Below are 24,900 nucleotides of genomic sequence, written 5' to 3' on the forward strand. Positions count from 1 at the left end.
TTCCTCTATTTTACATTCAGGATCTGGCCAATGGTGATGTTATTTCCGTTCAGGCCGTTCCTTCGTTTAATATCTTCAACTGTAGTATCGTATTTTTTGGAGATCGAATACAAGGTGTCTCCTTTTTGAACCACATGACTTTCGCTTGTAGTTTCAGGTTGTGCAGCATAGCTACGAGTAGATTTTCCGTTGACGTTTTCATCAAATTTATACAACTCGTAACGTTCAATAAGATCGATTAATTTATCTGGATAACGCCTGTCTGTCGCATAACCGGCCTTTCTTAAACCTTTGGCCCAGCCTTCATAATCATCAGCATCCAGTTCAAAAAGTTCTGAATATCTACCACGTCCCGAAAGGAAGAGGCTGTGATCCCTGTACGAATATTTTGCGTGCTTATACTTTCTAAAACATTCTCCCTTTCTATCATCATCATGGTACACTTTTTCACCATTCCAATCATGACATTTAATACCAAAGTGATTATTTGCCCGCCTGGTCAACTGCCCATTACCGGCACCAGACTCTAAAATTCCTTGTGCAAGTGTGATACTCGCCGGGATCTTATATAATTTCATTTCTTCCTGGGCAATACCGGCATAATCCCGAATATAATCCTCTATCCGATAATGGTACGAATTGCGCGGCATTTCTTCCAGCACATCATCAACGATTTCTGCTGGGGAATTTTTATTCTCTTCCCGTCGATCGCTTTTCACAACATCATCTTTCCTGGTATCCACCTTTTTACGACTTCCGCAGGAAACAGCAAACACGGCAACAATGAGCAGCAGTAAAACTCTATTCAATTTCATAGTTCGGTTATAATTTGTGGCTGCGCTTTTTTTCTTAATCTCTCGTTCATTCCTTCTATTCCCTGCAGGCCTCCGGTATGAATTGCCAGGATCTTTGAACCCTTCGGAAAGTAATCTTTCTGCGCAAGATCAAAAATACCAAAAAGTAATTTCCCGGTATAAACCGGATCGAGTTTGATTCCGGTTTTTCTGAAAAAATCATTCATAAACTGAATTAGCTCTGCAGAGGTCTTCGCGTAACCCCCAAAATGATAATCGGTATTGATGGACCAGTTCGTATTGGTGGTCATTCTCTTGATTTCTTCGGAAAGGTGTTCAGATTTGAGTGCTGAGAATCCCAGTATATTTTGGTGAGAGAGAGAAGCATTAACAAGCCCGGCCATAGTGCCTCCGGTTCCTACTGAAGTACATATATAATGATATTCCCCATCGGTTTCAGAAAGAATTTCTTCACAACCTTTGATCGCCAGTTCACTTGTTCCGCCTTCAGGAATGATCATCGCATCGGGAAATTGGGATTCCAATTGATTCAGAAATGCTTCAGAATCTTTATCCCGATATGCTTCCCTGCTAATAAATGTCAGTTTCATTCCGCAGGAATCTGCATACTTCAATGTTGGACTCCATTTTTCTTTCTCAAATTCCAGTTCGTCCCCTCTAATAAAACCAATAGTTGAGATACCTTCCAGTTTTCCAGCTGCTGCCGTGGCTGCGATATGATTGCTATGCGCACCACCAAAAGTAAGTAGGCTGCTCCTATTCAATTCTGAAGCTTGTAATATCGAATACTTCAGTTTTCTGAATTTGTTGCCGGAAACTTCAGCATGTAAAAGATCTTCACGCTTGATATATAGAGTCACTGAATTTGAAAATTCAGTAACAAATTGATTTTCAGAAACAATAACTTCAGAAGTCTGAAAAATGGAATTCATAACTGCAAAAATAATGCATCCGCTTTAGAAGAAAGAATTAGCAGTGAAATTCTACGGGCTTATCACATATAGTTAGTGAAAGCCCAGAAGGAGCGTTTTTTTAAATAATTAAGGTCGGTCTCGCGTCTGTAAGCTTCCTTTTCAAAGCTAATATTTCGATAAGCCTGCATCCCGTTCTTAAGTGAAGCATATCGAACAAAAAATTCCAGCGCATACCATATATAGAAGAATATCACGAGCAACTCAATTTGCTGCCGAAGGTGAATACGCTCATGGTTGATAAAATATTTGTCTTTCTTAAGATGAATATTCTCAAGTATTACAAAAGGCCAGAGGCTAATACCTTTGAATCTCCCTGATAACAACCTTCTGTTCACGATCAAAATCATGGAATGAATATAAGAAATTGTATTTTAGCGCTATGAATTTTCAGAGAAAAAGAATCCCACTCGAAGACGGAGACTATTACCTGACCCCGGAAGGATACCGCTGTTTTACTGAAAAATATCACTTGAAACGTGGTTATTGTTGTGAAAGTGGTTGTCGTCATTGTCCTTATGGATATAATAAGAAAACAAATAAACAGGAGTAAATTAACTGATATCCTCTATTGGCTCTTGAACTTCAATCGCCTTCTAATCAATCCTTCGGCACGATATTTGAGACTTTTAAATGACTGAAGAATCTGATATTATCTGGTATTCTTACTGGAAATATGATTTTCTTCTTCAGTTTACAACGAACAATTTAAATTCTAACCTATGAGATTTTTAAAAATTACTCCTCTAGTGCTGCTACTGGCACTTATCTTCAGCTCGTGTAGTAGTGTGCGTGTAGCATCGGATTACGATCGGGAAGCCGATTTTAATCAATACAAATCCTTCGCATTTTTCAAGCCAGGAATAGATAAAGCCGATATTTCTGATCTTGATAAGAAAAGAATTCTTAGAGCCATCGAGAGTGAAATGCAAAAGAATGGCTTCACAAAATCTGAAAACCCTGATCTTCTAGTGAGCATCTTTACAAAAACTAACGAGAACATCAATATCTACCAGAACAACTTTGCTGGTTGGGGTTATGGATGGGGTTGGAACCCGTGGTACTGGGGAAGCGGATTCAATACCGTAAATAGAACCAGTGAAGGAACGCTTTATATAGACCTTATCGATTCTGAAAATAAAGAATTAGTGTGGCAGGGAATGGGAACTGCAGCATTAGCCAGGGAAGTAAATAAAAAACAGGAACGTATCAATGAGATCGTTGCCAAGATCATGGAAAAATATCCTCCCGGAATGGAGAAATAAAAAATAGTAAAGCCCCTATTCGGGGCTTTTTTTATGGCCAATGCTCTGCGAGGATTATGGAAATTCTATGTCAAATTTTGTACTTTTAACGCAAACGTTTTAGTAAAGGAAGATCATGCTCGATAATATTCAATCAAACGAAATTCTGGACAGGTTACCTGCCCATCTTCAGCAATATATCAAACCGCAAAATTACGAAGATTATACACCTATTAATCAGGCGGTTTGGCGATATGTAATGCGTAAGAACGTGGATTATCTGAGCAAGGTTGCCCATAGATCCTATCTTGACGGACTCAAGAAAACAGGGATTTCTATAGACAGTATTCCGAATATGTATGGAATGAACAGGATCCTCGAGGAAATAGGCTGGGCGGCAGTTGCTGTAGATGGTTTTATTCCTCCTGCAGCTTTTATGGAATTTCAGGCCTACAATGTTTTAGTGATTGCAAGTGATATTCGCCAGCTCGAACATCTTGAATATACGCCGGCGCCAGATATCATCCACGAAGGAGCAGGACATGCACCCATCATTGCCAATCCTGAATATGCTGAATACCTGAGAAGGTTTGGTGAAATTGGATGTAAAGCGATCTCCAGCTCTCATGATTTTGAAGTTTACGAAGCTATTCGTGAACTATCCATATTAAAGGAAGCTGAAAACACTTCCGAAGAAAAGATCATCGCTGTTGAAAAACGAGTGGAGGATCTTCAGAATAAAAAAGTGAATCCTAGCGAAATGTCGCAGATTAGAAATTTACACTGGTGGACGGTAGAATACGGTTTGATTGGTACTCCTGAAGATCCTAAGATCTATGGAGCAGGCTTACTTTCCTCTATTGGAGAAAGTAAATCCTGCATGACCAGTAAAGTAAAGAAGATTCCTTACACGATTGAAGCTTCACAACAGGAGTTTGATATCACTAAACCTCAGCCACAACTCTACGTGACTCCAGATTTTGCGCATCTTAGCCTTGTATTGGAAGAATTCGCGAATAAAATGGCGCTTAGACGTGGTGGACTCTCAGGAATTAAAAAATTAATTGATTCTAAAAATCTTGGAACTATAGAGTTTACGACCGGCATCCAGGTTTCTGGTAATTTTAGCCGGGTTCTGGAACACGAAGATCGCCCCATATATATTCAAACAACCGGGAAAACTGCAATTTCATACCGTGAAAAAGAGCTTGTTGGACATGGCACATCTTCCCATGCAGATGGATTTGGGTCACCAATTGGAAAACTAAAAGGCATTAATCTTGCTATTGAGGATATGAGTCCGCGGGATCTTAGAGCTTATGCAATTTACGAAGGTGAAAGAGTAAGTCTTGAATTTGAGGGCGGCATCAAGGTGGAAGGTTCGATCATTACAGGAACTAGAAACCTACAGGGCAAGATCATCATTATTAGTTTTGAAGATTGTACTGTTACTCATGAAGATGAGATCTTATTTAAACCAGATTGGGGACGATATGATATGGCGGTAGGAAAAGAAATCATTTCTGCCTTTGCCGGACCTGCAGATCATTATTCTTTTGATCTAATTACACACAACCCATCCAGTACAACGATTAAAAGTCAACTAACACCAGAACGGGAAGAACTGGAGTCCTTGTACAAGGCAGTTTCGAACATTCGTCACGGGGAGAATACAAAGTTCTCATTGAACGCTGCTTTTGATATTCTGAAAAAACATCATAAGAATGACTGGTTACTGGCGATAGAGATTTATGAGCTTGCTGTCGATAATGATCAAAGTATGGCAGATGAAGTAAAAACTTATCTTCTGGAACTTAAGAAGCGAAGACCAGAAATTGCTCATTTGATCGAGGATGGCATCGAAATGACCGAAACAAAACTTGTTAGCCCCTAAAGCTTTATTCTTTCGAGTTTCTTATTATTTTCAATAACCTGGTCCTGATACTCCAGTGACCATCCCATTGAGTTCGTTAGAATATAGATCTTTTGAAGCTCACTTATGAGTCGGTTTTTCGCATTAGTCTTAAGTCGTGATTTTTCGATCTTCTCTCGCAAACCCTTCTCTACCCTGGATTTAATTTTGTTATAATCTTCGGCTTCGAATTGATTGAGATAATCCTGAGTGACATCATAGTATTTAAAATTAGGATTTATCTTGATTTCTTCTTCTGGAATGCTATGTATAATGACTCGTTTATTCTCTTCATCGATCTCGACATCAAGTTTACTTAGATCATAAGCTACGCTAACGTCGGCATTTACGATGATAAGCGCTTTTTTCCTTGCTGAAAGCACATCGAAATAGAAGCTTTTCGAGTTCTTATAAGTGAACACCTGCGAGAAAGTTCCTTCAGTAACCACGAGCTTACCTACATTCCTAATCTGTTCCTGGATAAGCGCAGTATTTTGCTGAAGACTTTCCTTCTCATCATTGCGTTTTTCCCAGTATAAATAGCCGAATATACACAAGACAGCGAAAAGGATTACTATAAGAAAGTTCTTCATAAGCTAAGATCTATAAGAGAGCAAAGTATAAAAAATAGCCTGTTGAAAATGCCTGAAGAATATTAAAGAAAGTTAAAGTTGAGAAGTAAAAAACAAAAGGACGGCCCCACCCGTCCTTTTGTAAACTCTAAAATCTACCCCAACAAATTTTAGAAAACAAATCCTTATAATTATCTGATTACCTGAGCAATGCTCAAATAATTTCCAGACGTAAATTGTAACGGACTTGCTTTGTAAATTTACAAATAAATTAGAATAAAACGTTAAAATTAGATTATCATAACTTCAAAAACCGATAAACTCAATAACAACGCAGCCTAAGAAAACGTTATTTGAGGGTGTTTTTGTTGGATTTCTTCGATTTTAGCTTGTAATTTCGTAAGAAATTTCTGATGATCAAGTGAGTTTTCTGCTAGCGGTCGATGAGCAAGCGATTTCTGCACTTTATCGATTTCAGTGTTTAATTGCTTCGTACTTTCATTAAAATAGGCTTCAGAAAACCTGTTCCAGATATAGTCAATTGCCACCTCATTGGGATGCAACATATCATTAGCGTAGAATCGATAATCTCGTAGTTCGTCCAGTAAAATTTCATAGGATGGGAAATAATAAGATTTCGCATCAACCTCAACCGCTTCTTGGATCGCAGCATGCAAATGAGCTTTACTCCGCTGGTTTTGCACTACCCCATCTTTCCAGTGTCTTACCGGTGATAGCGTGTAAAGAACCTTAATATCTTTATTGATCTCCCGAAGAGATTTAGCAATTCCCTTTAAGGAATTTGTGATCTCATCTATGGAAGACAACTTTTTCTCAAATTCTTTCTGCGGAATCTTATGGCAATTTGCAGCAACTCCGGGCAGGCTTTCGTGTTCATAACCCCAGGCCGTCCCCAGGCTCAACACTAAAACATCTGCTTCCCTTAGAAATTCATAGGATGTTTCCAGCGACTCATTAAGATTTAGAACACATTCTTCAGCATTACTCCTATTCATGATAGAATGCGTTTCCAGACTCAAGTACTGGTCATTCTTCAGTAATAGATCACTTCCTGTAAATAAGTTTCTGGAAACTATACGCCTGATGAGTCTTTCCATCGCCATAGGATGAAAAACAATTCCGAAGGGATTCTGTAAGACCGGGAACTTTGAATATTCGAGCTTCCTGCTAATATTCTCCACAAAACAAGAACCCATTAACATGACCCTGGTTTTATGATCTATTTTCCAGGGAGACGGATTAACGGGCACAATGGTTCTAAACTGCATGCTATAAAAATAAAGAATCCCGACGAGAGGTCGGGATTCTTACTATTTATTTAAGTAGTCTTTAGCATGTTGAAGGGCTTCGTCTATACCTTCTGGTTTTTTACCTCCAGCGGTGGCAAAGAAGGCCTGGCCTCCTCCACCTCCCTGAATATACTTGCCTAATTCGCGAACGATCTGCCCGGCATTTAGATCAGATTTCTCCACAAGTCCTTTGGAGATATAACAGGACAGAAGCGCTTTACCATTTTGCTCTGTTCCAAATAAAATATAAAGATCATCGAACTCCTCACCTAGCTGGTATGCCAGATCTTTAATACCATTTGCATCCAGGTCTACCTTTTTTGATAAAAAGTTGACCCCGTTAATATTTTCAACCTCAGTTTTTAATTCAACTTTAAGAGCTTTCGCTTTATCCCTTAAAAGACTCTCCACCTGTTTCTTAAGTTCATTATTTTCCTCCTGAATATTCTGGATCGCTTTTACAGGATCATTGGAATTCTTTAAACCATTCTTTATCTCGCTAAGAGTTGATGCCTGTTCCTGAAAATACTGCATTGCAGCCTCTCCGGTAATAGCCTCGATTCTACGAATTCCTGAAGCCACAGCGGCTTCCCCGGTAATTTTGAAATACCATATATCTGAAGTATTCGAAACATGCGTTCCACCACAAAGTTCCAAAGAATCACCAAATTTGATGGCTCTTACGGAATCACCGTATTTTTCTCCAAATAATGCAATAGCTCCCTGTTCAAGGGCAGACTCATAACTGGTGTTACGCTGCTCTTCTAATTTCAAGTTCTCACGAATACGAGCATTTACAAAATTTTCAACCTTTTCAATCTCCTCTGAAGTAAGCTTGCTAAAATGTGAAAAATCGAATCTTAAGTAGTTGTCATTCACCATAGATCCTTTCTGTTCTACATGAGTACCCAGAATACTTCTAAGCGCCTGATGTAACAAGTGAGTTGCAGTATGATTACCTGCAGTATTTGCACGCTCTCTGTAGTTTACGATTGCTTTGATTTCTGCTTCAGGATTGGCAGGTAATTTCTTAGTGAAGTGAATGATCAGGTTATTTTCCTTCTTGGTGTCCAGAACCTTGATCGTTTCACCATCTGCAGTCATTAACATTCCCTTGTCTCCAACCTGTCCTCCACTTTCCGGATAGAAAGGAGTTTGATCCAGCACAAGCTGGTACATTTCTCCCTTTTTCTTAGAGTCTACTTTTCGATATCTCGAAATATATGCACTCGATTCAAGCTCATCATAACCTATGAAAGCTTGCTCCTTTACCGCTTTGATCTCGGTCCAGTCTCCTGCACTCACCTGTGTAGCCGCCCTTGACCTATCTTTTTGCTTTTTTAATTCTGCTTCGAAACCTTTCTCATCCAGCTCATACCCATTCTCACGTAAAATAAGTCCGGTGAGATCGATTGGGAATCCAAAGGTATCATACAACTCAAATGCCTTCTCTCCGGAAATTGTTTTGGACCCTGAATTCTGCATTAGATTCTCCAGAAGTACCAATCCCTGATCAAGAGTTCTTAGAAACGACTGCTCTTCTTCTCTAATTACATTTTCGATAAGTGATTGCTGAGATGTCATTTCAGGAAAAGTAGCACCCATTTGCTTACTCAATACCGGCACCAGCTTGTAGATAAAAGCTTCTTTTGTATCAAGAAATGTAAAGCCATAACGAATCGCTCTTCTCAGAATTCTTCTTATCACGTAACCTGCTCCAGTGTTGCTCGGTAATTGTCCGTCTGCAATGGAAAATGATACTGCTCTTACGTGATCTGCAATTACACGCATCGCAATATTTTTTTCTTCCGAAGGACCGTAAGAAGATTTAGTGATCTTTTCAATCTCACTTAGTAGGGGAGTGAAAACATCTGTATCATAATTGGATTTCTTATTCTGTAATACCATACACAAACGTTCGAAGCCCATCCCGGTATCGATATGCCTGGCTGGAAGATCCTCGAGATAACCATTGGCTTTACGATTATATTGCATAAATACCAGGTTCCAGATCTCCACAACCTGTGGGTGATCCATATTCACAAGATCTCTACCCGCAGTTTTCGCTTTCTCTTCTTCAGATCTTATATCGATATGAATTTCAGAACAAGGACCACAAGGCCCCTGGTCTCCCATTTCCCAGAAATTATCTTTTTTATTTCCGAAGATAATACGCTCCTCCGGAACGATCTTTTTCCAAAGTTCCAGTGCTTCGGTATCCTGACCAAGTTGATCTGCATCCTCGCTACCTTCAAAAACTGAAACATATAGCATTTCAGGATCGATCTTATAAACTTCTGTAAGCAGTTCCCATGCCCAGCTGATCGCCTCCTTTTTAAAGTAGTCACCAAAACTCCAGTTACCCAGCATCTCGAACATGGTGTGATGATAGGTATCATGCCCCACTTCCTCCAGATCATTGTGCTTTCCACTTACCCGAAGACATTTTTGAGTATCGGTAAGCCTGCTGTTCTTAGGTTCTGAATTTCCCAGAAAAAATTCTTTAAACTGGTTCATTCCTGCATTGGTGAACATAAGTGTAGGATCGTCCTTAATCACCATTGGCGCAGAGGGAACAATACTATGAGCTTTTGATTTGAAAAATTCCAGAAATTGCTGGCGTATCTCCTGTGACTTCATTTGGCTAATTTGTTGCAAATTTCATTAAATTATGAAGACGGCAAAACAATTCATATATTTGTTCGTTTACCGTACGATATAACACGGTATTCGAGCCGTTTTCGAATGGCAAAAATAGCATAATTTTAACTCATGTCGAAGGTTAAATATTATTACGATAGCGAGACCCTTTCTTATCAGAAAATTGAGAAGAAAAAAGGGAAAAGACTAGGTATCGCTCTTCTAAGTATTACTGGATCGTTTCTGGCCGGTTTTATTTTACTCGTCATTTATTTGAATATTCCTCAAATTGAAACTCCGAAGGAAAAAGCATTAAAGCGTGAATTACATAACATGCAGTTGCAATATGGCCTACTGAATAAAAAGATGGACCAGATCCAGGATGTGATGGCTAATATTGAAGATCGCGATAACAACATCTACAGACTCTATTTTGAAGCGAATCCAATTCCTGAAGAACAGCGAAAGGCTGGTTTTGGCGGTATTAACAGGTATAAGGACCTGGAAGGATTTGACAACAGTAAACTTATCACCGAAACCACTAAAAGGATGGATATCCTTACCAAAAGACTTGTGGTTCAATCCAAATCCCTAGATGAGATCGCTGAACTTGCGAGGGAAAAAGGTGAATTACTGGAAGCTATCCCAGCTATTCAACCGGTCAAAAACCAGGATCTAAGCAGGATCGCTTCTGGTTATGGTTGGAGAAATGACCCATTCACCAAAGTTAGAAAATTCCATTACGGTATGGACTTTACCGCTCCACGAGGTACTCCCGTTTATGCAACCGGCGATGGCAAGGTTGTAAGAGCAGATAGCAGGTCTACTGGTTATGGGAATCATATTAGAATAGATCATGGCTATGGCTATACCAGTCTTTACGCCCATCTATATAAGTACAACGTTCGTAGGGGACAAACCGTAAAAAGAGGTGATGTTATTGGATTTGTGGGAAGCACCGGAAGATCTGAAGCGCCGCATTTACATTACGAGATCTTTAAAGATGAAGACCGGATCAATCCTATTAATTTTTACTACGGAAACTTATCTCCTGAAGAATTTGGCGAAGTGCTGGAAAGAGCTCAACGTGAAAACCAATCCCTGGATTAATGCATATCGAACTTCCTGAAAAACGTTATTATGGTATTGGTGAAGTTGCCAAGGCATTCAACGTTAACACGTCACTAATTAGATTCTGGGAAAAAGAATTTGATGTCATCAAACCGAAGAAAAATGCCAAGGGAAATCGTAAATTTACCCCTGAAGACATTAAAAATCTTGAGCTGATTTATCACCTGGTAAAAGAACGAGGTTTTACGCTGGAAGGTGCTAAAATCCATCTTAAGGAAGAAAAGAATAAAACGCTAAGTAACTTCGATATTATTCGAAAATTAGAAACAATTAAAGCTGAACTAGTTAACCTAAAAAACCAATTATAACATGAAAAAGTGGCTTCCAATAGCAATCATAGTAGTCCTTGTAATAGTAGTCTGGCAAGTAACTGCCGGATTCAATAACACCGCGGTTACCAAAGAAGAAAATGCCAAACTAGCCTGGTCCAACGTAGAAAGCAGTTACCAGAGAAGAAATGATCTTATTGGTAATCTGGTGAAAACTGTAGAAGGAGCTGCAGACTTTGAAAGAGGAACCTTAAAGGATGTTATAGAAGCACGATCCAAAGCTACTTCAGTAAATGTAGATGCTGAAAATCTTAGCGCTGCACAAATTGAACAATTTCAGCAGGCTCAGCAAGGAGTCACTTCAGCATTATCAAGATTATTGGTAACTGTGGAAAGATACCCTGATCTAAAGGCCAACCAGAACTTCTTACAACTACAATCACAACTGGAAGGAACAGAGAACCGGATCAATGTTGCGAGAGACCGTTACAATGCTGCGGTAACCGACTTTAATACTTACATAAGAACCTTCCCGAATACGCTGTTTGCAGGGATGTTCGGTTTCGAAAAAATGGAGCGCTTCCAGGCAGATGCCGGAGCTGAAAACGCACCAGACGTAGAATTCGATTTTTAGACTTATGAATAAGGATGTAGAAGCTTTTTTAAGCAAAAAGGAGGAAGAGAAGATCGTTGATGCCATTAGAACGGCAGAAAGAAAAACCAGCGGAGAGATTCGTGTTCATATTGAACCAAGTGCTGGTAAACTGGATATTTTTGATCGGGCTATGGAGGTCTTTCACGCTCTGAAAATGGACAACACCAAGCAGGCTAATGGCGTCCTTATCTATGTTGCTGTTGAAGATCGAAATTTTGTGATCTATGGTGATAAAGGGATTAATGATGTGGTTCCAGATAACTTCTGGGAAAGCACCAAGGATATGATCGTTACTCAATTTAAAAAGGGAGATTTCGCTAAAGGTCTTATCGATGGTGTGCTAAAGGCTGGCGAGGAACTTCAAAAGCATTTCCCTTGGGATGAAATGGATACTAACGAACTTTCAGATCAAATTTCAAAAGGCTAGACTTATCAAACAACTACTACTTTTACTCGTCTTAATTTGCACATTCAATCTCCAGGCGCAACGGGAAATACCCCCAAAGCCAGCAGTTGAAACCAGTGTCTTTGATGAAGCAGATATGCTAAATGCTTCTGAAGAAAAAGCCCTTGAGCAAAAGCTTATCAATTATGCCGATACTACAAGTACCCAAATAGTAGTTGCTACGATTGAAAGCCTGCAGGGAGAATATATAGGTACGTATGCGGCAGATTGGGCACATGAGTGGGGAATTGGGACAAAGGATGAAGACAACGGACTTCTTGTTTTGGTGGCTGAGAAAGACCGAAAGATCTGGGTCACCACGGGCTATGGCGTAGAAGGTTATATGACCGATGCAAAGTCTAAAGAGATAGTAGAACAAATAATCCTGCCAGAATTTCGAAATAATAATATATATGCTGGTCTAGATAAAGGAACCAATGCTATGTTTCAGGTTCTCGCTGGCAGCTACGAAGGTGTTCCACAAACCAACAATAATAGTGGAGGCATTCCTGTTAGAGCAATCGTTTTCCTCGTGTTGTTCGTGATCGTCATTATTTCCATGTTCAATAAACGTGGCGGTGGTCGTAATGGCGGGCGTAGAAACGGCGGAAGCATCTTATGGGACGCTATCATTTTAAGTAGTCTTGGAAGAGGCAGTTTTGGTGGTGGTGGCGGTTTTGGAGGTGGCTCCAGTGGAGGTTTTGGCGGCGGTGGCGGCTTCGGTGGCGGCTTCGGCGGTGGTGGATTTGGTGGCGGTGGAGCTGGTGGAAGCTGGTAAAACCGTATTATGCAAAACCGAGTATTTTTCGACAAAACTTTCAAACACACCACATTTCAGAAAATTGACCTACTGGATTCCGAATTTGAGCAATGCCAGTTTATAAACTGTAGCTTTCCCGATAGAGATCTGTCCCATGTTCGCTTCAGTGAATGCAGCTTTGATCAAATCGATCAAAGTAACTGCAGGCTTTTTAAAACATCCATTCAGGACTGTTTATTTGATACCTGCAAACTGATGGGACTATCTTTTGATCAATGCGAAATGTTTGGTTTTAATTTCAAAGCACAGAACAGCATTTTCGATCATTCCAGTTTTTATAAAGTCAGATTACCAGGTTTTCGAGCACAGAACTGTAGCTTTAATAATGTAGATTTCACTGAGGCAATCCTGAAAGAAGCCTATTTTAAAGGATCAGATTTTACAAATGCTATTTTCGAACGCACAGAGTTGAAGAAGGCAGATCTTTTGAATACAAGTAATCTTAGGCTCGACCCTGAGGTCAACCTTATAAAGCAGGCTAAATTAGATTTGGAAGCGTTACCAGGCCTACTTACAAAGTTCAGCTTAAATATCAAACAATAAAAAAACCGCCCGAATTGGCGGTTTTTTTTCTATATAATTATCATTCTATGAAACTGCTTTAAGCTTGCTCATAGTAGATTTATTCAGTTTATCCTCAGCATATTCTCTGGTTACCGTAAAGTGATCCTGATCACTCTCTGGCATCTCGAACATAGCATCGGTCAAAATAGCTTCGCATAAGGATCTTAATCCTCGTGCTCCCAACTTATATTCTATGGCTTTATTTACAATATAATCCAGAGCATCTGAAGTGATATCAAAATCGATATCATCCATCTCGAAGAGTTTCTTATACTGCTTGATGATGGCGTTCTTAGGTTCAGTAAGAATTGCTCTAAGTGTTTCGCGATCCAGCGGATTCATATAAGTAAGCGCTGGCAATCTACCAATGATCTCCGGTATTAACCCAAATTCCTTAAGATCCTTAGGGATGATATACTTCAATAGATTCGTACGCTCGATCTTGTCCTCACTTTTTGATGCACTAAAACCAACAGCCTGCATGTTCAATCGCTTGCTTATGATCTTGTCGATCCCATCAAAAGCTCCTCCGGCGATAAACAGAATATTCTCTGTATCTACCTCGATAAATTTCTGATCTGGATGCTTACGACCACCTTTAGGCGGTACATTAACCGTAGTTCCTTCCAGCAATTTCAATAACGCCTGCTGAACACCTTCCCCGGAAACATCTCTGGTAATAGAAGGATTATCGCTCTTACGGGCGATCTTATCGATCTCATCAATAAATACAATCCCACGCTGGGCCTTTTCAGTATTATAATCGGCAGCCTGTAAAAGTCTGGTAAGTATACCTTCAACATCTTCACCTACGTATCCTGCCTCAGTAAGTACCGTAGCATCTACGATGGCTAGTGGCACATTCAGCATTTTCGCAATAGTTCTGGCCATAAGGGTTTTACCGGTACCGGTTTCCCCAACCATCACTATATTACTTTTCTGAATTTCTACATCATCATTCTTCTCAGGTTGTAATAGTCTTTTGTAGTGATTATAAACCGCAACAGACATCACCTTCTTCGTTTCCTCCTGCCCTATGATGTACTCATCCAGAAAGGATTTGATCTTCTTAGGCTTACTAAGCATAAGATCTGAAGAAAGTTCTTTCGCTTCTCCCTGTTTCGACTCCTCGATCACAATGCCATGAGCCTGCTCGATACATCTATCACAGATGTGAGCGTCAAGGCCTGCGATCAATAAATTGGTCTCAGGTTTTTTTCTACCACAAAAGGAACATTCTAAATCTTCTTTCGCCATTATTTAATTTTTCAGATTTTGACTTCCTTTGAAGTCCCGCACAATTATGCCTCTCTTTTAAGTACTTCGTCAATCATTCCGTATTCCTTGGCTCTTTCAGCCTTCATCCAGTAATCACGATCACTATCCTCATGGATCTTCTCGTAGGTTTGTCCTGAATGTTTCGCAATGATCTTATATAATTCTTCTTTCAAAGTTACGATCTCTCTGGCAGTGATCTCAATGTCGCTCGCCTGTCCCTGAGCACCACCCATTGGCTGGTGAATCATCACACGGCTATGTGGCAAACCACTTCTCTTTCCAGCCTGACCTGCACATAATAGCACAGCTCCCATACTGGCAGCCATTCCCGTACAGATCGTAGCCACATCAGGTTTTATGAACTGCATAGTATCATAAATACCTAAACCCGCATAAACACTACCTCCTGGTGAGTTGATATATATCTGGATATCTTTAGAAGCATCTGTACTCTCTAAGAATAAAAGTTGAGCCTGTACAATATTTGCTACCTGTTCATTAATTCCTGTTCCTAAAAAGATAATTCTATCCATCATCAATCTGGAAAAAACATCCATTGCTACAGCATTCATTTGTCGCTCTTCAATGATGTTAGGAGTCATCCCTGTAGGAAGCATGCTGCTCACTATCTTATCGTAATAATTGCTGTTGATGTTATGATCTGAAACAGCATATTTTTGAAATTCCTTTCCGTAGTCCATCAATTTTTTTGAATTTTTCTAATCTTAAACAATTTCCCGAATAAAACCAAAAAAGGCGTTACTCGGGTTGAGTTAACGCCTTAAAGATAATTAATATATCCTAAAAAGGCTTACTTATAGATTGCTTTCACAAATTCCTCGTAAGTCACTTCTTTTTCATCAAATTTCATACTTTCCTTATAAAATTTGAGAAGTTTCTCGTTCATTAACTGCTCTGAAAGTCTCTTAACCTCATCCTGGTTAGATAGAATTCTTGCAGCGATATCATCAAGTTCTTTTTCTGAAGGATCCATTTGACCAAATTGAGCCATTTGTTCCTTGATCTTTTCTGAAGCAAATGCTTTCAGATCGTTGAAATCTACACTAAGATCATTATCGTTTACTACTTTACCTTCGATCAACTGGTAGCGAAGACCTTTCTCGCTTTTTTCATATTCTTCAGCAGCTTCCTCATCTGTTAGTGGTTTCTCACCAACAGTCTGTATCCATTTCTGAAGAAAATCTTTAGGTAGCTCGAAATTAGTATTTTCGATAAGCTTTTCAGTAATATCATTCATCAATTGCTGATCGCTCTGTTGCTCAAATTGCTTTGCTGCATCCTCCTTGATCTTATCCTTCAATTCAGACACAGAAGTCACCTTATCCTTACCGAAAAGTTTGTCGAATAATTCCTGATCAAGATCTGCAAGTTCTCTTTCATTGATCTCAGAAATAGTGAATTCTACTTCAATATCAAGATCGTTAGCTTTTTCCTGATCGATGCTTAGGTGATTTACCAAAGCATGCTCATCTTCAAAAAGATTTTTAGTCTTCAAAGTTAGAGTATCTCCAACTTTAGCTCCTACAAATTTCCCAAGGTTTCTCTTTCCTTTGATTGCAGCCAGCTCAATTGTGGTATCATTCTCAATACCTTCTCCCTCATTCTTGAAAGTTCCCGCAACGGTATCTCCTTCTTCTACAACATCTTTAGTCTTCAGCTTACCATATTGCTTCTGGATGCTTTCAACCTGATCGTTCACCATTTTCTCATCGGCAACGATATTATATTTTCTTACCGGATCTTTAAGATCGAGATCTACATCAAATTCTGGAGCAAGTCCAAGTTCGAATTCAAAAGAATAGTTCTCACGATCCCAGTCAAAATTTTCCTGTTCCTTCGGAAGTGGATTTCCAAGAACATCCAACTTTTCTTCCGTTAGGTATTTATTAAGGCTATCCTGAAGAAGCTTGTTCACTTCATCCACCAAAACAGCCTGTCCATATTGCTTTTTGACCATTCCCATTGGTACATGACCTTTTCTAAAACCGGGAATATTGGCATTCTTTCGGTAATCTTTTAAAATCTTATCTACTTTACCGGCGTAATCTTCTTTAGCGATATCAACTTTTACTACCGCGTTTAATTCATCAATATTCTCTCTGGTAATATTCATTTTGATCTTATATAAAAATTGGAGTGCAAAATTACGCTTTTTCTTAAAGTCTGCAAACTTTCAATTTGTTGAAATTCAGTTAAATCTAATCTGATTTCAGAATAGAAAAAAGTACCGACTGGAACAGGGAAAGCAATAAACTGAAAATTATAGCCATAAACCATCCACTCACACTAAATCCATCGATGAAACCATCTGCCATAAATATGATAATCGCGTTGATGATTAAAAGAAATAACCCGAGAGTTAGTATGGTAACAGGCAAAGTAAAAAGCACCAGGATAGGTTTTACAATAAAGTTAAGTAGTGAAAGGACTACTGCAACGATGATGGCAGTCCAGTAACTATCTACAGAAACACCTGGTAAAATCTTGGCTAATATGACCACAGCTACAGCTGTAAGTAAAAGTCTTAGTAATAATTTCATGCTATTATTGGTTGATTTGCTGGTAAAATTGCGAAAAAAAGACCGGGCAAAGCCCGGTCTCTTCAATATTTATGTCAATTTTAATATTACTGCACGTCCTGACTTAGAGTTACAGTTCCGTAAGAACCAACATTGGCCTTTGGTACATTAGAACCATAGGTTGCGTTGATCTCATCGATGATCGCATTGGCAATGATTGCATAACCTCTAGGAGTTAAGTGAACTCCATCCAGTGAAAAAGCTCCTCCTGTTACAAAATCAGAATTTACACTTCCACCATCGAACGAAATTCCACCATTATCTAATTGATTTAGCAAAGCGTTTGCATCTACATATCCAAGACCATTGGTTTCTGCAATTTGAGAAATTGCAATATTGTAAGCAGTTGTAGCTGATTCAACAAGACCCTGCTCGCTGTCCGTTAAAACAAACTGGTCTTCCATAGGGTAAGTCACACCATTGACAGATAATTGCCCTGCAGTTTGCTGATCTAATCCTAGTCCCATTAGCTCCTGAACTCTTTGTTGATTGACTGAACCAATCACCCCTGCACTAGTTAAAACTAATAAGTCTTCAGCTGTAGCCTGTCTTGATTGCCCATATTGCATTCCGTAAAGAGTTGCAGTTGCGGGATCAATTCCACCCCCAATTAAAACTTCAGTTAATTGTGTAGAGATATCAGTAAGGGACTCATCTTTAATTAATACAGGACTCGCAGCATCTGTTGCGAAATTAACACTCCTTTCAGGAACACCTAGAAAAGCGAAGGCTTGGTTTAAAGGTGCAAATGTAGCATTCAAAGTTGGAATCTGAGGACCAAAATCTTCATCCGCAGGATTTAATGGTGCAAATGGTACCGTAGTAAAATAAGGTACCGAAGCTACGTTTGGAATATTAACCAAAACTCCATCTGCGTTCTGTGCTAATGCTTCTGCCATTTGACGATAAAGCATTGCAAACACAGTTGGATCTGTAATGTCGTTCTCTCCATAGGTTCTAGGATCAAAATTATTTAATTGGTATTCCCCTGATCCTCCAGATGTAGCATAACTAAGAACATCATTATTACCTATCCATAAAGTGAAAAATGTAGGCTCCTGAGCTAAGGCATCCTGAAGAACAGTAGCACTTTCAGAACTTGAAAATCTTGCGAAGTATGGGTTTGCAGTACCCGCTGCCACTCCAGCCACGCTACCGTAGTTTTCGGCCAGGAGGTGATAGGATTTCGCTCCTGGAACACCCATATTATTAACTGGTCCAGCAAATTTATTACTAACCTCTGTAGTAGGCTGAGCTCCAGTATATCTTGCAGGTGAAGGCCCATTGGCTCCTACTGCAAGTACAAATCTATTTTGCGTGATTTGATTTCCTCCTAAGAGCAATCCACCAGCATTATCATTTACAAGTGGCTGAATAAATTCTCCAGTCTCCTGGACAGCACTAAACTTTTCAGCAAGAATACTTGGAAAAGAATTTTGCTGACCGCTTAAATAAAGTGCACCATCTGCATATCCTGCGGTTAACGAATTTCCAAGAGCTACATAGTTGGAGAAATCTGCTTCACCGCTTGTATAAAAATCTCCGTCTTCAATAGAATTTTCTAGTTCTGGTTCACAGGAAACGATTCCCAGCGCCAGAATTGCCATATATTTAAAATAGTTCTTCATCTTTCTAATTAAATTTTAATAGTTACACCAAGACCTGGTACAAATGCACTTGACTTATAAGTTCCTCCAAAAGGCGCTCCTTCATAATCAGGAAATTCAGATGGATCTGGAGAATAAGTAGCGTCTATCTCCTTAAATCTACTGTATAGGAATGCCGCATCAATAGCCACATTATCTGTCACGTTAATAGATAACCCCCCTGTAAAGTTATTGGAATCATTACGCGGAGTTTCAGGCGCGAAATATCCATCCTGCACCGGTGAACCATCGAAATAGTACCCAGCTCTTAAAGTAAAGGTTTCGTTTGCGGTATACTGAACACCAAATCTATAATTATTGGAGTCTTCGTAAGCTCTAGGATTGAAAGAATCTCTTTCACTAGGTTGATTCGCAAAGTCTACATCCAGTGAGTTATATACATCCCAGAAAGTGCGGTTGTAATCAAAAGCAAATAACCACTGCTCGTTTAACTGGTAAGAAACTCCAACGCTTAATTCTGCCGGAAGTGGCAATGTTGCATCAAATTGAGTATCGCTAAACGGTGCAAGAGGAGAATTAGGAACATTCTCGAAATCTGCGTCACCATCTTCAGCTTCTACAAGAATTTCTGAACGATAGTTTACTCCAACTCTTAGACTATCCACCGGACTCCACATTACACCTGCAGACCATCCAAAGGCACTAACATTGGAAGCATCTATAGTAACGTTGGAACGATTTCCTTCCAGGTCACTAAGAGTTCTATTAAGGTTTCTATTGAAATTAACCGAACCACTAACATAGATTGGACCACCACCTACTGCAAGGTTGTCGGTAATCTTATAAGAGGCTAACGCCTGCACGTAAATAGCAGCCAGTTCGATATCATTTACCAGGTGAGATCCCGGCCAGTCTTTTTCCCACTCTACAGTACTACCATAAGGAGTATACGCTGCAAGTCCAAGACTTAATTTCTCGTTCAACTTATAAGAGAAGTAAGCGTAGAACGGAGTTCCCACAGGGCTATCTGTTCTGGCCATCTGCCCAAATTCATCATTTTGCCATACTACATCAGAGAATACGGCACTTACACCAACAGATGCATTGATCTTGTTCTCTAGGAATACCAGCCCGGCAGGGTTGAAAAACGCAAGTTCCGCGTTGTTAACAACTGCAACTCCGGTGTGTCCCATAGCGAGACCACGCTGACCCTGTAGACTTACCCTGTAACCTCCGGCATAGGTTGTAGCCGCCGCCAACATAAACAGGCTAAGTAAAAATAGTCTTTTCATAATTTAAGTAGGATTATATTTAATATATCTTAAAATGCTCTTGCCAAAAATAGCATAAATTAGATATTATGCAACAATACATTTAAATTTATTATGCATACATAATAAAATCCCGCAGAATTAGAGAAATTCTGACACTCCAACGTAAAAATCATTCATATTCTCAGCATGAACCCAGTGACCTGCTTTCGATATAGTAGCCACTTCAGCCTCTGGAAAATGTTCTTTAATGAGCTTATGATCTGCCTCTGTAATATAATCAGACTTCTCTCCATCTATGAACAAAACCGGACCATTGTAAGTAGCTCCTGAATATAAAGCTTCTCCCAGGTTATTAATTTTCTCTTTTAAAACATCAAGATTCATTCGTAATGAAAGCTTCTCTTTGGTTTTCCAGTAAAGATTCTTCAGAAGAAATAATTTTACGCCAGGCTCTTTAATATAATCCCCAAGAAATTCTTCAGCATCACCACGAGAGTTGAGCTGCGCATTATCCAGAGCCGTTAAACCTTTGAGAATTTGTTGATGATGTGGAGCATAATATTTAGGAGCAATATCTACAATGATCAATTTCTTTACGAGCTCCTCATTTTCACAAGCCGTAAGCATCGCCGTCTTACCACCCATAGAATGACCCATTAGAAATATATCTTTAAGATTATGTTTTTCACAGTATTCCACTATATCCTGCGCCATAGAACTATACGAAAACTCCTCACTATGCGGAGATTTACCATGATTTCTCTGGTCAATTAAATGAACCTGAAAACCATCTTCGGCAAATTTCTTACCCAGGGTTTTCCAGTTGTCAGACATTCCTAAGAAACCATGCAATATTATTAGTGGTTTTCCCTCTCCCAGTATGATCGAATGTAACTCCATATTATTTCAATAATTTCAAATATTTCTGAATAGTTTTTTCAAGCCCCATATATAAAGCTTCGGAAATCAATGCATGACCAATTGAAACCTCATCCAGATGTGGCACATTATTACTGAAGTATCCAATATTATCAAGAGAAAGATCATGCCCTGCATTCACTCCAAGTTTCAGCTCATAAGCCAGCTGAGAACAGGCAGCATAGGATTTTGCAGCATTCTCCATTCCTTTAGCATAATCTACCGCGAACTGCTCCGTATATAGTTCAATACGATCAGCACCGGTTTCAGCAGCACCTTCAATGATCTTTAGCTCTGGATCCACGAAGATCGAAGTACGAATCCCATAACTTTTAAATTCTGAAATTACTTCACGCAAATAATCGCGATGCCTTATAGTATCCCAGCCCGCATTGGAAGTGATTGCATCTTCAGCATCTGGCACCAGAGTAACCTGAGCGGGTTTCACCTCCAGCACAAGATCCACAAATTGCTGAATAGGTTTTCCTTCAATATTCAATTCGGTAGTAAGTACAGGCTTCAATTCCCTGGCATCTGCATAGCGGATATGACGTTCATCTGGCCTTGGGTGAACCGTGATCCCTTCTGCCCCAAACTTTTCAATATTTTTTGCCGCCTCCAGCACATTAGGGACATCCCCTCCACGTGCATTTCTTAAGGTAGCGATCTTGTTGATATTTACACTTAATTTCGTCATTTTCCCTTGGTTTTATTAACAAAAATACAAAGTGCAGCCTGCTTCATTGAATATTATTTTGATTAATTTGCAGAAAAGGAATTGAGTATATGAGTTTGCAGGAATACATTCTAAATGATGTGGAGATCTTGAGCCTTTCAGAAAAGATTGGAGAAGTACACAGATTATTTAATCAACTTACTTATACCCATCTTCCGGTTTCGGAGAATGGAATTTACATTGGTTGCATTTCAGAAAATGATGTGCGTTGTTTTGATAATGATAAAACGCTTGGCGATTATCGTTATGCTCTGGAAGGTTTTTTTGCCCGGGAAAGCAATTATTGGCTGGACAGCCTGGAAGCCTTTGCCCAGAACAACTCCAATATATTACCAGTTCTGAATGATGAAAATCTTTACATAGGATATGTAGAATTGAATGAAATGATCTCTTTATTTAAGGAAACACCTTTTCTACATGAGCCTGGAAACATTCTTGTGGTTGAAAAAGCATTTAAAGATTACACGCTTGGTGAGGTTAGCCAGATCGTAGAATCTAATAATGCACATTTACTGGGAACATTCGTTTCGAAAATAGAGAATGACATGGCCCAGATAACCCTGAAGATATCGCCATCTGGATTGACCGAGATCATCCAATCGTTTAGAAGATATGGGTATATTATTATTTCTGAACATCAGGAAGACACTTTCAATAAAAATTTAAAGGATAGATCAAAATATCTTGATAAATACCTGAATATATAAGTTTATGAAAATAGGTATTTACGGCCAGTTCTACCATGAAAATGCGGGTCATTACATTGGACAATTACTTAATTTGCTTGACGAAAAGAATGTGGAAGTTTTGATCGAAGAAGATTTCCTTCAAATGATCCATGATCACAATTCAATTCAGAAGGAATACCGCCAGTTTAGCGCATTCGAAGAGCTGGATAACACCTTTGATCTCTTCTTTTCCATTGGCGGAGATGGAACTATTCTCAAATCTATCAATTATATAAGAAACCTGAATATTCCCATTGTGGGCATCAACACGGGAAGACTTGGATTTCTGGCGACTATTCAGAAAGAACAAATAGAAAGCACCTTGAACGAAATTCTTGAAAAGAAATTTACGCTTTCACCACGGTCTGTGCTTACCATCGAAACGAATACTAAAGAACAGGATCCAGTTTTCTCACAGATCGCTTTAAACGAAATCGCAGTAAGCAGAAGGAATACCACTTCCATGATCACTGTGGATACCTGGTTAAATGACCAGTTCCTTACTTCTTACTGGGCAGATGGCCTTATTATCGCCACTCCTACAGGCTCTACCGGTTACTCATTGAGCTGTGGTGGCCCTGTAATCACACCAGATGCTGACTCATTAGTGATCACACCAATCGCACCTCATAATCTAAATGCCAGACCACTGGTAATAAGAGATGGAACCAAGATCAAATTAAAGGTATCTGGCCGGGAAAAAACACATCTTGTATCCATGGATTCCCGTATCGCCACACTAGAGAATGATACCGAAATAATTATTTCAAAAGCACCCTACTGCATAAATTTCGTGGAACTAACTGAAGACAGTTTCCTTAATACGCTACGAAAAAAGCTATTATGGGGCGAGGACAAACGAAATTAAGCAATAAAAAAAATCATTTGTTGTTTATACGTATGTACAAATCTGCTCAAATTATTGCAGGGCAAGTAGAATTGTTATATTTGCAAACTTTTGAAAACCTATGAGGTACCTGATCGCATTTATCATAATGGCTTTTTTTACCGGAAATTCCTACTCTCAAAAATATGAAGTTGGGGTTTTTGCCGGTGGTGCCAATTTTATAGGAGACGTTGGGAAAACTACATTTATCCTTCCCAATACGCCCGTTGGAGGTTTTATGGCGAAATGGAATGGTAGCCCGCGACATGCATGGAGACTCTCCTTATTATACGCGAAAATTTCAGCAGATGATACAGAGTCTAATGACACCAGGAGACAACAGCGTGGTTATTCTTTTGATAATACGATTGCTGAAGCATCCCTGGGACTGGAATTCAATTTCTGGGACTTCGATCTATCTGAGCCATTACCTCAAAAAACTCCTTATATATATACCGGAATCACCTATTTCAAGGCAGATCATGTCTATTTGAAAGATGGCAGAGCCGGGAATCTATCCAATGAAGGTACCAATTGGGAATTCGCTATTCCCATGGTTTTTGGTTACAAAGAGGCTATCACCGAGCATATTATTGGTGCGCTGGAAATTGGAGCCCGCTATACTTTAACAGATAACCTAGATGGAAGCTGGCCTGAAGAATATTTAGACCGAAGAGAGCCTCAACTGGAATTCGGGAATAGAAACACGAACGACTGGTATGTTTTTACCGGATTGTCATTCACATTTACTTTTGGGCGTAAGCCATGTTACTGCTTTTAGATGAACTATAAAGACAATTTAAACCTTGATAAATTACCTGCGCACGTTGCCATTATTATGGATGGAAATGGTCGATGGGCGAAACAAAAAGGTTTTCTTAGAGCTTCAGGACATAAAGAAGGCACTAAAGCTGTTAGAGACACAGTAGAAGGTTGCGCTGAGATTGGCGTGAAAAACCTTACACTCTACGCATTTTCTACTGAAAACTGGAACAGACCAAAACTGGAGGTTGATACTCTTATGAAACTTCTGGTTTCATCGCTTAAGAAAGAGATCAAGACTCTTCAGGATAACGATATTCGCCTTCATTGTATAGGAAATATCTCCAATCTTCCGAAGAAAGCCAAGAAAGAATTACTGGATGTTATAGAAAAAACTTCATCCAACACAAGAATGACCCTTACTTTGGCGTTAAGCTACGGGAGCAGGGAAGAAATTACCAGCTGTTTCAAACAAATTGCAGAGAAGATAAGTAACCGGGAATTATCCATTGATGCTATTGATGAATCAGTTATAAATAAGCATCTTTACACCCAAAATTTGCCAGACGTTGACCTATTGATAAGAACCAGCGGCGAGCAACGCATTAGTAATTTCCTTTTATGGCAGATTGCTTATGCTGAATTGTATTTTACAAAAATCTTATGGCCAGATTACAGAAGGGAAGACCTTTTTGAAGCCATTTACAACTATCAAAACAGAGAAAGACGATTTGGAAAAACAAGTGAGCAACTCAGTTAGTGC

Annotated in this window: 27 protein-coding genes; 13 read left to right on the forward strand and 14 right to left on the reverse strand. The window is 39.4% G+C overall.

Annotated elements, in window-relative coordinates; genetic code table 11:
* Positions 1–5: 5 nt before the first annotated feature.
* The 3 genes from ACSHZO_RS03515 to ACSHZO_RS03525 all read right to left on the reverse strand — a co-directional run bounded on the left by ACSHZO_RS03515 (position 6) and on the right by ACSHZO_RS03525 (position 2,136).
* Entirely contained in the window at positions 6–815 is an 810-nt protein-coding gene (locus ACSHZO_RS03515; protein WP_298246186.1) for a glucosaminidase domain-containing protein, read from the reverse strand.
* Complete coding sequence (locus tag ACSHZO_RS03520; RefSeq protein ID WP_298246185.1) at positions 812–1,747, reverse strand: 1-aminocyclopropane-1-carboxylate deaminase/D-cysteine desulfhydrase; 936 nt, start codon at positions 1,745–1,747, stop codon at positions 812–814. The genes ACSHZO_RS03515 and ACSHZO_RS03520 overlap by 4 nt, the downstream gene beginning before the upstream one ends.
* Before the next feature lie 62 nt (positions 1,748–1,809).
* Complete coding sequence (locus ACSHZO_RS03525; protein ID WP_298246184.1) at positions 1,810–2,136, reverse strand: hypothetical protein; 327 nt, start codon at positions 2,134–2,136, stop codon at positions 1,810–1,812.
* 32 nt (positions 2,137–2,168) lie between these two features.
* On the opposite strand from ACSHZO_RS03525, the gene ACSHZO_RS03530 reads away from it, so the two are divergent.
* The 3 genes from ACSHZO_RS03530 to ACSHZO_RS03540 all read left to right on the forward strand — a co-directional run bounded on the left by ACSHZO_RS03530 (position 2,169) and on the right by ACSHZO_RS03540 (position 4,924).
* Positions 2,169–2,339 carry a DUF5522 domain-containing protein gene (locus ACSHZO_RS03530; RefSeq protein ID WP_298246183.1) on the forward strand — a complete coding sequence of 57 codons (171 nt, stop codon included), beginning with the start codon at positions 2,169–2,171 and terminating at the stop codon, positions 2,337–2,339.
* 169 nt (positions 2,340–2,508) lie between these two features.
* Positions 2,509–3,051 (forward strand): DUF4136 domain-containing protein, encoded by a 543-nt coding sequence (locus ACSHZO_RS03535; protein WP_141878711.1) that lies wholly within the window; start codon positions 2,509–2,511, stop codon positions 3,049–3,051.
* A 115-nt stretch (positions 3,052–3,166) separates the two neighbouring features.
* The gene (locus ACSHZO_RS03540) at positions 3,167–4,924 is read left to right on the forward strand and encodes an aromatic amino acid hydroxylase (protein WP_298246182.1); all 1,758 of its coding nucleotides are present in this window, start codon (positions 3,167–3,169) and stop codon (positions 4,922–4,924) included.
* On the opposite strand, the gene ACSHZO_RS03545 is transcribed toward ACSHZO_RS03540, so the two are convergent.
* The 3 genes from ACSHZO_RS03545 to alaS form a co-directional block, all read right to left on the reverse strand.
* On the reverse strand, positions 4,921–5,535 hold the full coding sequence (locus ACSHZO_RS03545; RefSeq protein WP_298246181.1) for a DUF4230 domain-containing protein: 615 nt from the start codon (positions 5,533–5,535) through the stop codon (positions 4,921–4,923). The two genes, ACSHZO_RS03540 and ACSHZO_RS03545, sit on opposite strands and share 4 nt — an antisense overlap.
* A gap of 317 nt (positions 5,536–5,852) precedes the next feature.
* Entirely contained in the window at positions 5,853–6,803 is a 951-nt protein-coding gene (locus tag ACSHZO_RS03550) for a GSCFA domain-containing protein (RefSeq protein WP_298246180.1), read from the reverse strand.
* 42 nt (positions 6,804–6,845) lie between these two features.
* Positions 6,846–9,464 carry an alanine--tRNA ligase gene (gene alaS / locus ACSHZO_RS03555; protein ID WP_298246179.1) on the reverse strand — a complete coding sequence of 873 codons (2,619 nt, stop codon included), beginning with the start codon at positions 9,462–9,464 and terminating at the stop codon, positions 6,846–6,848.
* A gap of 132 nt (positions 9,465–9,596) precedes the next feature.
* Between alaS and ACSHZO_RS03560 the strand changes: the two genes are divergently transcribed.
* From ACSHZO_RS03560 to ACSHZO_RS03585, 6 genes are all read left to right on the forward strand, one after another.
* Entirely contained in the window at positions 9,597–10,574 is a 978-nt protein-coding gene (locus ACSHZO_RS03560; RefSeq protein ID WP_298246178.1) for a M23 family metallopeptidase, read from the forward strand.
* Positions 10,574–10,903: a MerR family transcriptional regulator gene (locus tag ACSHZO_RS03565; protein WP_141878717.1), complete on the forward strand. Its 330-nt coding sequence runs from the start codon at positions 10,574–10,576 to the stop codon at positions 10,901–10,903. Before ACSHZO_RS03560 ends, ACSHZO_RS03565 begins: the two co-directional genes overlap by 1 nt.
* A gap of 1 nt (position 10,904) precedes the next feature.
* Positions 10,905–11,498 carry a LemA family protein gene (locus ACSHZO_RS03570; RefSeq protein ID WP_295177946.1) on the forward strand — a complete coding sequence of 198 codons (594 nt, stop codon included), beginning with the start codon at positions 10,905–10,907 and terminating at the stop codon, positions 11,496–11,498.
* 4 nt (positions 11,499–11,502) lie between these two features.
* The gene (locus ACSHZO_RS03575; protein WP_298246177.1) at positions 11,503–11,946 is read left to right on the forward strand and encodes a TPM domain-containing protein; all 444 of its coding nucleotides are present in this window, start codon (positions 11,503–11,505) and stop codon (positions 11,944–11,946) included.
* On the forward strand, positions 11,900–12,742 hold the full coding sequence (locus ACSHZO_RS03580) for a TPM domain-containing protein (RefSeq protein ID WP_298246176.1): 843 nt from the start codon (positions 11,900–11,902) through the stop codon (positions 12,740–12,742). The genes ACSHZO_RS03575 and ACSHZO_RS03580 overlap by 47 nt, the downstream gene beginning before the upstream one ends.
* A 237-nt stretch (positions 12,743–12,979) precedes the next feature.
* A complete protein-coding gene (locus ACSHZO_RS03585; protein ID WP_435066564.1) occupies positions 12,980–13,327 on the forward strand; it encodes a pentapeptide repeat-containing protein in 348 nt (115 codons plus the stop codon).
* 45 nt (positions 13,328–13,372) lie between these two features.
* Here ACSHZO_RS03585 and clpX read toward each other — a convergent pair whose 3' ends face one another.
* The 8 genes from clpX to ACSHZO_RS03625 form a co-directional block, all read right to left on the reverse strand.
* The gene (gene clpX, locus ACSHZO_RS03590) at positions 13,373–14,605 is read right to left on the reverse strand and encodes an ATP-dependent Clp protease ATP-binding subunit ClpX (protein WP_298246175.1); all 1,233 of its coding nucleotides are present in this window, start codon (positions 14,603–14,605) and stop codon (positions 13,373–13,375) included.
* A gap of 44 nt (positions 14,606–14,649) precedes the next feature.
* Complete coding sequence (clpP, locus tag ACSHZO_RS03595; RefSeq protein WP_141878723.1) at positions 14,650–15,327, reverse strand: ATP-dependent Clp endopeptidase proteolytic subunit ClpP; 678 nt, start codon at positions 15,325–15,327, stop codon at positions 14,650–14,652.
* Between the two features lie 110 nt (positions 15,328–15,437).
* Positions 15,438–16,760, reverse strand: coding sequence for a trigger factor (gene tig / locus ACSHZO_RS03600; protein WP_298246174.1), 1,323 nt, complete (start codon positions 16,758–16,760; stop codon positions 15,438–15,440).
* A gap of 85 nt (positions 16,761–16,845) precedes the next feature.
* Complete coding sequence (locus tag ACSHZO_RS03605) at positions 16,846–17,187, reverse strand: phage holin family protein (protein ID WP_295177931.1); 342 nt, start codon at positions 17,185–17,187, stop codon at positions 16,846–16,848.
* Positions 17,188–17,273: 86 nt separating this feature from the next.
* On the reverse strand, positions 17,274–18,854 hold the full coding sequence (locus ACSHZO_RS03610) for an SGNH/GDSL hydrolase family protein (RefSeq protein ID WP_298246173.1): 1,581 nt from the start codon (positions 18,852–18,854) through the stop codon (positions 17,274–17,276).
* 8 nt (positions 18,855–18,862) lie between these two features.
* Positions 18,863–20,125, reverse strand: a complete 1,263-nt coding sequence (locus ACSHZO_RS03615; RefSeq protein WP_298246172.1) for an OmpP1/FadL family transporter — start codon at positions 20,123–20,125, stop codon at positions 18,863–18,865.
* Between the two features lie 120 nt (positions 20,126–20,245).
* Positions 20,246–21,007 (reverse strand): alpha/beta fold hydrolase, encoded by a 762-nt coding sequence (locus tag ACSHZO_RS03620; RefSeq protein WP_298246171.1) that lies wholly within the window; start codon positions 21,005–21,007, stop codon positions 20,246–20,248.
* Between the two features lies 1 nt (position 21,008).
* The gene (locus tag ACSHZO_RS03625; RefSeq protein ID WP_298246170.1) at positions 21,009–21,722 is read right to left on the reverse strand and encodes a pyridoxine 5'-phosphate synthase; all 714 of its coding nucleotides are present in this window, start codon (positions 21,720–21,722) and stop codon (positions 21,009–21,011) included.
* Between the two features lie 89 nt (positions 21,723–21,811).
* Between ACSHZO_RS03625 and ACSHZO_RS03630 the strand changes: the two genes are divergently transcribed.
* The 4 genes from ACSHZO_RS03630 to ACSHZO_RS03645 all read left to right on the forward strand — a co-directional run bounded on the left by ACSHZO_RS03630 (position 21,812) and on the right by ACSHZO_RS03645 (position 24,897).
* The gene (locus tag ACSHZO_RS03630) at positions 21,812–22,468 is read left to right on the forward strand and encodes a CBS domain-containing protein (RefSeq protein ID WP_295177920.1); all 657 of its coding nucleotides are present in this window, start codon (positions 21,812–21,814) and stop codon (positions 22,466–22,468) included.
* Between the two features lie 4 nt (positions 22,469–22,472).
* Positions 22,473–23,357: an NAD kinase gene (locus ACSHZO_RS03635; RefSeq protein WP_298246169.1), complete on the forward strand. Its 885-nt coding sequence runs from the start codon at positions 22,473–22,475 to the stop codon at positions 23,355–23,357.
* Positions 23,358–23,457: 100 nt separating this feature from the next.
* Positions 23,458–24,156: a DUF6089 family protein gene (locus ACSHZO_RS03640; protein ID WP_298246168.1), complete on the forward strand. Its 699-nt coding sequence runs from the start codon at positions 23,458–23,460 to the stop codon at positions 24,154–24,156.
* Entirely contained in the window at positions 24,157–24,897 is a 741-nt protein-coding gene (locus tag ACSHZO_RS03645; protein WP_298246167.1) for an isoprenyl transferase, read from the forward strand. It begins immediately after the preceding gene.
* Positions 24,898–24,900 lie beyond the last annotated feature (3 nt).

Source organism: Christiangramia sp. 3-2217-3z (genome assembly GCF_051195275.1).
Classification (GTDB): domain Bacteria; phylum Bacteroidota; class Bacteroidia; order Flavobacteriales; family Flavobacteriaceae; genus Christiangramia; species Christiangramia marina.